The 10,607-nt window shown below is 69.9% G+C and carries 12 protein-coding genes; 8 read left to right on the forward strand and 4 right to left on the reverse strand.

Features of this window, described 5'->3' with window-relative positions:
• Positions 1–90: 90 nt before the first annotated feature.
• Positions 91–1,245: a pyridoxal phosphate-dependent aminotransferase gene (locus PKE44_RS09320; protein ID WP_324550375.1), complete on the forward strand. Its 1,155-nt coding sequence runs from the start codon at positions 91–93 to the stop codon at positions 1,243–1,245.
• On the opposite strand, the gene PKE44_RS09325 is transcribed toward PKE44_RS09320, so the two are convergent.
• Positions 1,229–1,423: a DUF1272 domain-containing protein gene (locus PKE44_RS09325; protein ID WP_324550378.1), complete on the reverse strand. Its 195-nt coding sequence runs from the start codon at positions 1,421–1,423 to the stop codon at positions 1,229–1,231. The two genes, PKE44_RS09320 and PKE44_RS09325, sit on opposite strands and share 17 nt — an antisense overlap.
• A 141-nt stretch (positions 1,424–1,564) precedes the next feature.
• Here PKE44_RS09325 and PKE44_RS09330 point away from each other — a divergent pair, with 141 nt between their 5' ends.
• The 3 genes from PKE44_RS09330 to PKE44_RS09340 all read left to right on the forward strand — a co-directional run bounded on the left by PKE44_RS09330 (position 1,565) and on the right by PKE44_RS09340 (position 2,895).
• Positions 1,565–2,002 carry an Lrp/AsnC family transcriptional regulator gene (locus PKE44_RS09330; RefSeq protein WP_324550381.1) on the forward strand — a complete coding sequence of 146 codons (438 nt, stop codon included), beginning with the start codon at positions 1,565–1,567 and terminating at the stop codon, positions 2,000–2,002.
• 83 nt (positions 2,003–2,085) lie between these two features.
• On the forward strand, positions 2,086–2,565 hold the full coding sequence (bfr, locus tag PKE44_RS09335; RefSeq protein WP_324550383.1) for a bacterioferritin: 480 nt from the start codon (positions 2,086–2,088) through the stop codon (positions 2,563–2,565).
• Between the two features lie 90 nt (positions 2,566–2,655).
• Positions 2,656–2,895, forward strand: coding sequence for a (2Fe-2S)-binding protein (locus tag PKE44_RS09340; protein ID WP_324550386.1), 240 nt, complete (start codon positions 2,656–2,658; stop codon positions 2,893–2,895).
• Positions 2,896–2,999: 104 nt separating this feature from the next.
• Here the strand turns inward: PKE44_RS09340 and PKE44_RS09345 are convergent, their stop codons facing one another.
• Positions 3,000–4,469, reverse strand: a complete 1,470-nt coding sequence (locus tag PKE44_RS09345; protein ID WP_324550388.1) for a PLP-dependent aminotransferase family protein — start codon at positions 4,467–4,469, stop codon at positions 3,000–3,002.
• Between the two features lie 156 nt (positions 4,470–4,625).
• Between PKE44_RS09345 and PKE44_RS09350 the strand changes: the two genes are divergently transcribed.
• Together PKE44_RS09350 and PKE44_RS09355 are read left to right on the forward strand one after the other, a co-directional pair.
• Positions 4,626–5,210, forward strand: coding sequence for a YajG family lipoprotein (locus tag PKE44_RS09350; RefSeq protein ID WP_324550390.1), 585 nt, complete (start codon positions 4,626–4,628; stop codon positions 5,208–5,210).
• Between the two features lie 5 nt (positions 5,211–5,215).
• Positions 5,216–6,190 (forward strand): serine/threonine protein kinase, encoded by a 975-nt coding sequence (locus PKE44_RS09355; RefSeq protein ID WP_324550402.1) that lies wholly within the window; start codon positions 5,216–5,218, stop codon positions 6,188–6,190.
• Here the strand turns inward: PKE44_RS09355 and PKE44_RS09360 are convergent.
• The gene (locus PKE44_RS09360; protein ID WP_324550392.1) at positions 6,187–6,960 is read right to left on the reverse strand and encodes a GAF domain-containing protein; all 774 of its coding nucleotides are present in this window, start codon (positions 6,958–6,960) and stop codon (positions 6,187–6,189) included. The two genes, PKE44_RS09355 and PKE44_RS09360, sit on opposite strands and share 4 nt — an antisense overlap.
• Positions 6,961–7,174: 214 nt before the next feature.
• Here PKE44_RS09360 and PKE44_RS09365 point away from each other — a divergent pair, with 214 nt between their 5' ends.
• Positions 7,175–8,254, forward strand: a complete 1,080-nt coding sequence (locus PKE44_RS09365) for an AI-2E family transporter (protein ID WP_324550395.1) — start codon at positions 7,175–7,177, stop codon at positions 8,252–8,254.
• A 5-nt stretch (positions 8,255–8,259) separates the two neighbouring features.
• On the forward strand, positions 8,260–9,045 hold the full coding sequence (gene lgt / locus PKE44_RS09370) for a prolipoprotein diacylglyceryl transferase (protein WP_324550398.1): 786 nt from the start codon (positions 8,260–8,262) through the stop codon (positions 9,043–9,045).
• A 29-nt stretch (positions 9,046–9,074) separates the two neighbouring features.
• Here the strand turns inward: lgt and PKE44_RS09375 are convergent, their stop codons facing one another.
• The gene (locus PKE44_RS09375) at positions 9,075–10,502 is read right to left on the reverse strand and encodes a PhoH family protein (protein ID WP_324550400.1); all 1,428 of its coding nucleotides are present in this window, start codon (positions 10,500–10,502) and stop codon (positions 9,075–9,077) included.
• Between the last annotated feature and the right edge of the window lie 105 nt (positions 10,503–10,607).

Raw genomic sequence — 10,607 nt, forward strand, 5'->3', positions numbered from 1 at the left:
GGCTGTGAGGGCGCGACACTTTGCACTACTAGGGGAGCGTTGCACAGCCCTGCCTCCGACCCCGAGCTGAAATCCCGAGGAGACCGCGTCATGACGGCGCCGCTCGTTTCGCGTCTGCCGCGCGTCGGCACGACGATCTTCACGGTCATGAGTGCGCTCGCACAGGAGTGCGGGGCCCTGAACCTGTCGCAGGGCTTTCCGGATTTCGCCGTGCCGCCGGCCCTGCTGCAGGCGGTCGTGCAGCACCTGCAGGCCGGTCACAACCAGTACGCGCCGATGACCGGCGTGCCGCGCCTGCGCGAGGCGATCGCCGCGAAGACGCTCGCGGCCTACGGGGTTGCGCCCGATCCGGTGCACGAGGTCACCGTGACCTCGGGCGCGACCGAGGCGCTGTTCTGCGCGATCCAGGCGGTGCTGCGCGCCGGCGACGAGGCGATCGTGTTCGACCCCTGCTACGACAGCTACGAGCCCGGCATCGAGCTCGCCGGCGGCCGGGCCGTGCACGTGCCGCTGGCGGGGCCGGATTTCCGGCCGGACTGGCAGCGCTTTGCCGGGGCGCTGAGTCCGCGCACGCGGCTCGTCATCCTCAACACGCCGCACAACCCGACCGGCAGCGTCTGGTCGGCCGAGGACATGCAGCAGCTCGCGACGCTGCTGCGCGGGCGCGGGATATGGCTGCTGTCCGACGAGGTCTACGAGCACATCGTCTTCGACGGCCGCCGGCACGAGAGCGTGCTGCTTCATCCGGAGCTGGCGGCGCGGGCCTTCGTCGTGTCCTCGTTCGGCAAGACCTTCCATGCCACCGGCTGGAAGATCGGCTACTGCATCGCACCGGCGGCGCTGTCGGCGGAGTTCCGCAAGATCCACCAGTTCGTGACCTTCTCGACCTCGACGCCGATGCAGCACGCGCTGGCCGATTACCTGGAGGCCGAGGCGCAGCACTGGCAGCAGCTGCCGGCCTTCTACCAGCGCAAGCGCGATCTGTTCTGCCGGCTGATCGAGGGTTCGCGCTTCGGCTGCACGCCCTCGGCCGGCACCTACTTCCAGCTGCTCGACTATTCGGCGATCAGCGACGAGCGGGATGTCGATCTGGCGCGGCGGCTGACGCGCGAGGCGCGGCTCGCGTCGATTCCGGTATCGGTGTTCAGCGTCGCGCCCGATCCGGCGCAGCGGCTGCTGCGCTTCTGCTTCGCCAAGGACGACGCGACGCTCGAACAGGCGGCGGCGATCATCCGCCGGCTGTAGGCAGCCGGCGCGGCCGCGCCAGCAGCTCGCCGCCGCAGTTCGGGCAGCGGCCGTGCAGCCGGTGCTCGCTGCAGTCGCGGCAGTACGTGCATTCGTACGAGCAGATGCGGGCGTCGGGGGAGTCCGGCGGCAGCGGCTGCCGGCAGCGTTCGCAGGCGGGTTTCATCTCGAGTGACATCGATGGTTCCTCGGGCAGGGCAGGTGCTGGCATGCTCGCTGCCGGGACGGCCGGATTTCGACCCGGCGCATCGACCGGCCGCCCCCGACATCCGCCGGCCGCGGCCGGCGCAAGCCCCCCGTGCCGCCCAGGTCGCCGCCGATGAACGTCCCCGATGCCGACAAGGATCGCCAGCTGCTGGCGCTGCTCAGTGCGAATGCCCGCGAACCGCTCGCGAGCCTCGCGCGCAAGCTCGGCGTCGCACGCAGCAGCCTGCAGGAGCGCATCGGCCGGCTCGAACGCTCGGGCGTGATCCGCGGCTACGGGGTGCGCCTCGGTGCGGCGCTCGCGCCGGCGACGCGGGCGTTTTTCCTCGTGCAGCTCGACGGACCGCTGTGCGAGCGCATCGCCCCGCAGCTCGCCGGCCTGGCGGAGGTCGTGGCCTGTCACTCGATCGCCGGCGACATCGACATGCTGCTCGAAGTCGCCGCCGGCGATCTGGCCGGTCTCGACGCCGTGCGGGCCCGCATCGGGGCACTGGCCGGCGTGCGCCGCGTGCAGACGCTGCCGGTGCTGAAGACGCGCTTCGAACGGCGTTGACCTGAACGCTCAGGCTCGCGAGGACGCCCGCCGGCGGCTATACGCTTTCACCCACCGCAAACCCCCAGCAGGAGTAACCGTCCATGAAAGGCGACGCCAAGGTCATCGAGTTTCTGAACAAGGTGCTCAAGAACGAGCTGACCGCGATCAATCAGTACTTCCTGCACGCGAAGATGTTCAAGAACTGGGGCTTCCACAAGCTCGCCGGGCACGAGTACGAGGAATCGATCGACGAGATGAAGCATGCCGACAAGCTGATCGAGCGCATCCTGTTCCTCGAAGGCCTGCCGAACCTGCAGGACCTCGGCAAGCTCTGCATCGGCGAGAACGTCGTCGAGGCGCTGAAGGCCGATCTCGACATGGAGCTGAAGGCGCACCCGGTGCTGAAGGAAGCCATCGCCCACTGCGAGACGATCCAGGACTACGTCTCGCGCGAGCTGTTCGAGGACATCCTCGAAAGCGAGGAGGAGCACATCGACTGGCTGGAGACGCAGCTCGGACTGGTCGGCATGGTCGGCGAGCCGAACTACCTGCAGTCGGCGATGGGCGAGGGCGGCTCCTGATCGCAGCGGTTTCCGGCTCGCTGTTGACAGGCATTCTCATTTGCGAAATGATGCCTGCCATACCGTCCACGCCTGCCGGGAGCGCCGTTCATGTACGTCTGCATCTGCAAGGGAATCACCGATCGTGACATCCGCAATGCTGCCGCACGCGGCGTCAGCACGGTGTCGGCGCTCAAGCGCGAGACCGGTTGCTGCGGACAGTGCGGCAAGTGTGCGTGGCATGCGCGCGAGGTGCTCGATGCCGTGCGGGAGTGCGTGCAGCCGGCGGCGGTGGTCGCGGCGACGCTGGGTTTCGGCGCTGCCACCGAGGCGATGCCGGCAATGGCCTGAGCCGGCCGGCGCAGCAGCAACGAAAAGCCCCGGGTGACCGGGGCTTTCTGTTTTGTGCGTTTTTGCGCTGCTCTGCGGGGCTTGGCGCAGGCAGGGCACCGGGTTCAGGCGACGGCTTCGTCCTGCATCTGCTGCGCGAGCAGGCCGAGCGTGCGCAGCGCCGTGTCCATGCGCTCATCGAAGCGCGGCGCCGTGTACAGGCGCAGCGCATTGCGGTAGCGCTTCTGTGCCGTGAACAGCGCCCCGGGGGCAAAGCTGATGCGTGCCTCGTGCGCGCGCCGGTACAGCGTCAGCGTGTCGAGCCCCTCCGGCAGTTCGACCCAGAGCACGGTGCCGCCGGCCGGCTGCGCGACGCGGGTGCCGGCCGGAAAATGCTGGGCGACCGCCGCCGCCACGCGCGCCGAGCGCTGCGCATAGCCGGCGCGGGCGCGGGCGAGGTGGCGATCGTAGCTGCCGCGGGCGAGGAAGCGTGCGATCGCCACCTGCTGCAGCGGCGCCGGGGCGAAGCTCGACATCTGCTTCAGATGCCGCACGCGTTCGGCGAAACGGCCGGCGGCGATCCAGCCGAGCCGGTAGCCGGGGCCGAGCGTCTTGCTGAACGACGAGCACAGCAGCACGCCGCCGTCGCGGTCCCAGGCCTTGCAGGCCGGTGGCCGCGGGCCGGGTGCGAAGCCGAGATCGCCGCAGGCATCGTCCTCGATCAGCGGTATCTCGTGACGCGCGAGCAGTTCGACGAGCTTCTGGCGTTCCGCCAGCTCCATGCACGAGCCGACCGGATTGGCGTTGGTCGGCATCACGACGCAGGCGCGGATCGGCCACTGCGCGAGCGCCTGTTCGAGGGCGTCGAGACAGATGCCGGTGCGCGGATGGGTCGGGATCTCCAGGGCGTGCATGCCGAGCGATTCGATCGCCTGCAGCGTGCCGAAGAAGGTCGGCGATTCGACCGCGATCGTGTCGCCGGGGCGGGCGAGCGCGCGCAGGCACAGCGTCACGCCTTCCTGACAGCCGCCGGTGATCAGGACTTCCTCGGGGGCTGCGCGCACGCCGGCGCCATGCGCGAGGCGCACGACCTGCGCACGCAGCTCCGGGCGGCCGAAGGGCGCGTCGTAGACCGCCGACAGCTCCGGCATCTCGCGGATCACCGACATCAGGCAGCGGTTGATCGACGCAGTCGGCAGCAGGTCGGGCGCGGCGACCGCGTTGCCGAGGTTGATGAGCCCCGGATCGCCGGCCCCGGCCAGCACTTCGAGCGTCAGCGCACTGGTGGACACCGGCATCGGCTGCACGGCCGGGCGGGACTTGGACGGTTCCGGTGCGCTGGCGCGTGCGCGCAGGCCGACGTAGTAGCCGGACTGCGGCCGGGCTTCGAGCACGCCGCGATCGACCAGCAGGCCGTAGGCCTGGGTGACCGTCGAGATGCTGACGCCGAGCCGGCGCGCCAGCTCGCGCACCGAGGGCACGCGCTCGCCGGGGACGTGCTCGCCATTGGCGATCGCGGTGGCCAGATCCTCGGCGATGCGCTGGTACAGGTTCAGATGGGATTGCCCGAGGGCGATGGCGCAGTCGTCGGCCATGATCAAGCATCGTCTGTGCTGGTGATGGACGATATTCTTGCAGACTGTGCTGTGCGGCGCAGCCCCGGCCGTGTCAGCAGCGGTGAACACGGCGTCCGGCAGCGGCGGTGCTCTGCGGTATGCTGCATGCGGTCAACACGCTCCGGAGTCGGTCGCATGCGCCTGTCCGCCGTTCTGCGTCGTAGCCTGCTGTGTGCCGTCCTCGCCGTGGCGGGCGGCTGCGCACTGAGTCCGCAGACCCTGAACATCCATCCCTCGCTCGACGTGGCCGCGCCGCCGCTCGGTCGCGGCCGGCCGCTCATGCTCGAAGTCATCGATGCGCGCACACAGCCGGCGGTGTTCGGCACCCGCGGCGGGGTTTATCAGACCGCCACGGTCGGGCCGCGCAACGACGTGGCGGCGGCCGTGCGCCAGGCGCTCGCCGAACGGCTGACGGCAGCGGGCTTCGTGCTGTCGGCGCCGCAGCCCGGCAGCCGCACGCTGCGCGTCGAGCTGCTGCGCATCGACTATCACGCCAGCGGCGAGCCGGCGGTCGGCGAGGTCCGCACCAGTTGCGAGGTGCGCGCCATCGCCGGCAATGCCGCCAGCAGCTACAGCGGCAACTACCGCGCGAACAGCGTGCGCCAGGTGGTCGGCTCGCCCGGAGTCGAGGACAACGAGCAGATCGTCAACGAGATCATCAGCCAGGCCCTGCAGCGCATGCTCGCCGACCGCGGCCTGCTCGAAACACTCGCCCGGTGAACCGTCTGCCGTTTGCCGGTCTCGATCCGGACTGCATCCTCGACGCCGTCGAAGCCGCCGGCCATCGCTGCGACGGCCGGCTGCTGGCGCTGAACAGCTACGAGAACCGGGTCTGGCAGGTGGGTCGGGAGGACGACACGCCGCTGGTCGCGAAGTTCTACCGGGCCGGGCGCTGGCGCGATGCGCAGATCCTCGAAGAACACGCCTGGAGCGCCGACCTCGCCGCGGCCGAGCTGCCGGTGGTCGCGCCGCTCGCGGCGGCCGATGGCACGACGCTGTTCCGTCACCGGGGCTTCCGTTATGCGCTGTATCCGCGCCACGGCGGCCGCTGGCCGCCGCTCGATGATCCGGAGACGCTGTACCGGCTCGGCCGCCTGCTCGGGCGCATCCACGCGCATGGCGCGCAGGCGCCGTTTCGCGAGCGACCGGCGCTCGACGTGGAACGCTTCGGTCACGAGCCGCGCGCGACGGTGCTCGCCGGGTCCTGGCTGCCGGCGTATCTGCGCGAGGCCTATGCCACGCTCAGCCGCGACCTGCTCGCCGCGATCGAGGCCGCTTTCGCGGGCTTGCGCTGGCGGTCGATCCGGCTGCACGGCGACTGCCACCCCGGCAACCTGCTCTGGACCGACGAAGGCTGCCACTTCGTCGATCTCGACGACGCCGTCAGCGGCCCGGCCGTGCAGGATCTCTGGATGCTGCTGTCCGGCGAGCGCGACGAGCGTCAGCTGCAGCTCGCCGAACTGATCGAGGGCTATCGCGAGTTCCACGACTTCGATGCGCGCGAGCTGGCGCTGATCGAGCCGCTGCGCGCGCTGCGCCAGCTGCACTACGCCGCCTGGATCGCCCGGCGCTGGGACGATCCGGCCTTCCCGGCGGCCTTTCCGTGGTTCGCCGGCCCGCGCTACTGGGAGGAGCACGTGCTGGCGCTGCGCGAGTGTCTCGCCGCGCTCGGCGAGCCGCCCTTGTCGCTGTGGGACTAGTCGTCGGCGACCGTTCCGGCTTTCCGGCTGTTGCCGATGTCGCGACCGAGTTCGCCGATCACCTCGGTCGCCGCGGTCAGGATGTGATCCGAGCCGTAGCCGGCCGAGCGCAGCTCGCGGAAGAAGGTCCGCCCGAGCACGCGCGCCATGCGTCCGGCGTCGGCGCCGAGGCTGCCGGCGTCCATCTCCGGATGCTCGCGCAGTTCCTCGGCCATCGCCCGGTGCGCGAAGCGCGAGCGCAGCAGGCCCTGGATGCGGGCGAGCTCCAGCGCCAGGCCGAGCAGCAGGCCGGCGATGCAGGCGAGCGCCAGGTCGTCGTGCGTGAACGGCTGCGGGCGGCTCAGGTTCAGCACGCCGCGCACGCGTCCGGCGACCGGGATCGGGGCACAGATGCAGCTGCCGGTGTGGTGGCGGCTGATGCCGGCGAATTCGGACGCGGCGAGATCCGCCACCAGCAGCGCCCGGCCGCTGGCAGCGACCCGGCCGGCCAGCCCCTCGCCGACCGCCTCGCTGAGCCCCTGGCCGCGCAGTTCCTTCGGCAGCGGTCGCGAGCGCGCGGTCAGGTGCAGGCGCAGCTCGCTGCCGCCGTCCTTGAACAGCATGATCGAGCAGGCCTCGGCGCCGAACATCGAGGCGGTGTCGGCGGCGATCTGCGTCAGGTCACCCTCGACCTGCCGGCGGCGGCTGACGTAGGCGATCAGGGCCTGCAGGCGCTGCAGCAGCTCGGCGTGGGCATGGGCGGGCAGCGGCGTTTCGGGGGGGCGGTTCATCGGCACGGACCTCCGTGGGGATCGTCGTGAAAGCGGCTCGATGGCGTTGGATGGTAGAGTGTCGGCCCGCATCGCGCCGATGCGGCTGCAGCCGTAGCGGCCCCTGCATCGTCCACCCCGGCTGCGCGGTCCGCCCGGTTTTCTGTCCTGCCCCCGTCCTTTTTCAGATTCTTCAAATCATCCGCCGGCGAAGGACCGGTCGACCGGAGCCTGCATGAATTTCGTCCTCGCCTGGTTCAGGCGCGTGTTCAGCGATGCTCAGGCCGTGTCGCTGATCATCGTCATCGTCACGCTGGTCGCGATCGTGCTGTTGCTCGGGCGGATGCTGGCACCGGTGCTCGCCGGCATCGTCATCGCATACCTGCTCGAAGGCCTGGTCGCCAAGCTCGAACGCGCCGGGCTGCAGCGCTGGCCGGCGGTGCTGATCGTGTTCTTCGGCTTCATGGGGCTCGTGGTGTTCGCGCTGACCGGGCCGCTGCCGCTGCTCTCGGAGCAGGCCACGCAGCTCGCGCGCCAGCTGCCGGACATGCTGCTGAAGGCGCAGAAGTACCTGCTGAGCCTGCCCGAGCAGTACCCGCGCGTGGTCAGCGAGCAGCAGATCGCCGATGCGATCGCGATGGTCAAGCGCGAGATCGCCGGCGTCGGCCAGAACCTGCTGACCTGGTCGCTGGCCTCGGTGCTCAGCGTCATCACCGTCATCGTCTACCTGATCCTGGTGCCGGTGCTGGTGTTCTTCTTCCTGAAGGACAAGGTGCCGATCGTGCGCTGGTGCCGGCAGTTCCTGCCGGCCGACACCCGCCTCGCCGGCCGGGTCTGGGACGATGTCGACCGCCAGATCGGCAACTACGTGCGCGGCAAGGTCTGGGAGGTGCTGGTCAACTGGGTGATCTGCTACCTGGTGTTCGCCTGGCTCGGCCTGCAGTACGCGATGCTGCTCGGCTTCATGGTCGGGCTGTCGGTGATCGTGCCCTACATCGGCGCGGCGGTCGTGACCGTGCCGGTGGCGCTGGTCGGGCTGTTCCAGTGGGGCTGGGGGCCGGACTTCATGTGGCTGATCGGGGCCTACGCGATCCTGATGGTGCTCGACGGCAACGTGCTGGTGCCGTGGCTGTTCAGCGAGGTCGTCGACCTGCACCCGGTGGCGATCATCGTCGCGGTGCTGACCTTCGGCGGCCTGTGGGGGTTCTGGGGCGTGTTCTTCGCGATCCCGCTGGCGACCGTCGTGCAGGCGGTGCTGAAGATCTGGCCGAAGGCGGTTGTCGTGGCCGTGCCCGGGCACGGCGGAGTGAGCTGATTCCGATGGACGTGCTGATCTGGAGCGTCGACCCCGAGATTGTCCGGTTCGGTGGCTTCACGCTGCGCTGGTATGGCGTGCTGTTCGCGACGGCCTTCCTGGCCGGTTACGAGATCATGCGCCGCATCTATCACGCCGAGGGCAAGCCCGAGGACGAACTCGACACGCTGCTGATCTACATGATGCTCGGCACCGTGCTCGGCGCCCGGCTCGGGCACGTGCTGTTCTACGACCCGGCCTATTACCTCGCGCATCCGCTGCGCATCCTCGCGGTCTGGGAGGGCGGGCTCGCGAGCCACGGCGGCGCGATCGGCATCTTCCTGGCGCTCTGGCTGTACACGCGCCGGCGGCCCGACCAGCCGTATCTGTGGCTGCTCGATCGCCTGAGCATCCCGACCGCGTTCGGCGGTGCCTGCATCCGCACCGGCAACCTGTTCAACTCCGAGATCCTCGGCAACCCGAGCGAGCTGCCGTGGGCCGTGGTGTTCGCGCGCGTCGACGTGATCCCGCGCCACCCGGTGCAGGTCTACGAGGCGCTCGCGTATCTCGTGATCTTCCTCGGGCTGTATGCGCTGTACCGGCGCACGCGCCGCGCCACGCCCGAGGGCCGGCTGCTCGGCAGCTTCCTGGTCGGGGTGTTCGGCGTGCGCTTCCTGCTCGAATTCCTGAAGACGCCGCAGGCCGCCTACGAGAGCGGCTTCGCGATCACGGTCGGACAGTGGCTGAGCCTGCCGCTGATCGCGGTCGGCGTCTGGCTGCTGCTGCGTTCGCGGCGGGCAGCGGCGGCCTGAGCCGCCGCTGCCGCGTCCGCGCGCGGCTTTCAGAGCGACTCGGACGCGAAATCCGCGAGCCGCGAGCGCTCGCCGCGCAGCAGCGTCACGTGGCCGCCGTGCGCCCAGCCCTTGAAGCGGTCGACGACGTAGGTCAGGCCCGAGGTGGTCTCGGTCAGGTAGGGCGTGTCGATCTGCGCGATGTTGCCGAGGCAGACGACCTTGGTGCCGGGGCCGGCGCGCGTGATCAGCGTCTTCATCTGCTTCGAGGTCAGGTTCTGCGCCTCGTCGATGATCAGGTACTTCTGCTGGAAGGTGCGCCCGCGCATGAAGTTCAGCGAGCGGATCTTGATGCGCGAGGACAGCAGGTCGGCGGTCGCCTGCCGGCCCCATTCACTGCCACCGGGCGCATCGCGGGTCGCGGCCAGCACTTCGAGGTTGTCCATCAGCGCGCCCATCCACGGCGTCATCTTTTCCTCCTCGGTGCCGGGCAGGAAGCCGATGTCCTCGCCGACCGGCACCGTCACGCGCGTCATGATGATCTCGCGGAAGCGGTTCTGGTCGAGCGTCTGCGCGAGGCCCGCGGCGAGCGCCAGCAGCGTCTTGCCGGTGCCGGCGGCGCCGAGCAGCGTCACGAAGTCGATCTCGGGGTCCATCAGCAGGTTCAGCGCGAAGTTCTGCTCGCGGTTGCGCGCCGTCACGCCCCAGACCGCATGGTTGGCGGTCGTGAAGTCGCGCGTCAGCTCGATGATCGCGCCCTGCGCATCGAGGCGGCGCACGAGGAAGCTCGGCTGCAGCTCGCCCGGCAGGTACAGCAGCTGGTTCGCGTGCCACTCGTCGAGTTCCGGCCCCTGCACGCGGTAGAACGTGCGCCCGGCCTCCTTCCACGAGTCCATCGCCTTGCTGTGCGTGTCCCAGAAATCCGCCGGCAGCTCGCGGCTGCCGGAGTACAGCAGGTCGATGTCATCGAGCGCCTGGTCGTTGCGGTAGTCCTCGCTGTGGATGCCGAGGATCGTCGCCTTGATGCGCAGGTTGATGTCCTTGGACACCAGCGTCACCGGCCGGCTCGGATGCTCGTGCGACAGCGCGATCGCGAAGCTCAGGATGTCGTTGTCCGGCACGTTGCCGGGCAGCGTCGCCGGCAGGTGCTGGCCGGTCGGGCGGGTCTGGAAGTACAGCTGGCCGCTCGGCGCGCAGGTGCGCCCGAGGTTGACCGGCGAGGGCAGGGACAGGCCGCGGTCGATCTCCTCGCGGTTGGCCCCGGCGATCAGCTCGTCGAGGAAGCGGCTGACCTGCCGCACGTTGTGCGCAACCTCGGACATGCCCTTCTTGGCGCGGTCGAGTTCTTCGAGCACCACCATCGGCAGGTGGATGTCGTGCTCCTTGAAGCGGAACAGCGCGGTCGGGTCGTGCATCAGGACGTTGGTGTCGAGCACGAACAGACGCTTCGAGGACTCGGCTTTCTTCGATCTGGCCATGACGGACCCCGGGCGGTGATGGTTGCCCCGACTGTATCCGCCGCCGCCGCGGCGCGCGAGCCGGGACCGCGGGGCGGGCCGGATCAGCGCGGCGCCGGGGCAGGG

The organism is Plasticicumulans sp., from assembly GCF_035331805.1.
Classification (GTDB): domain Bacteria; phylum Pseudomonadota; class Gammaproteobacteria; order Competibacterales; family Competibacteraceae; genus Plasticicumulans.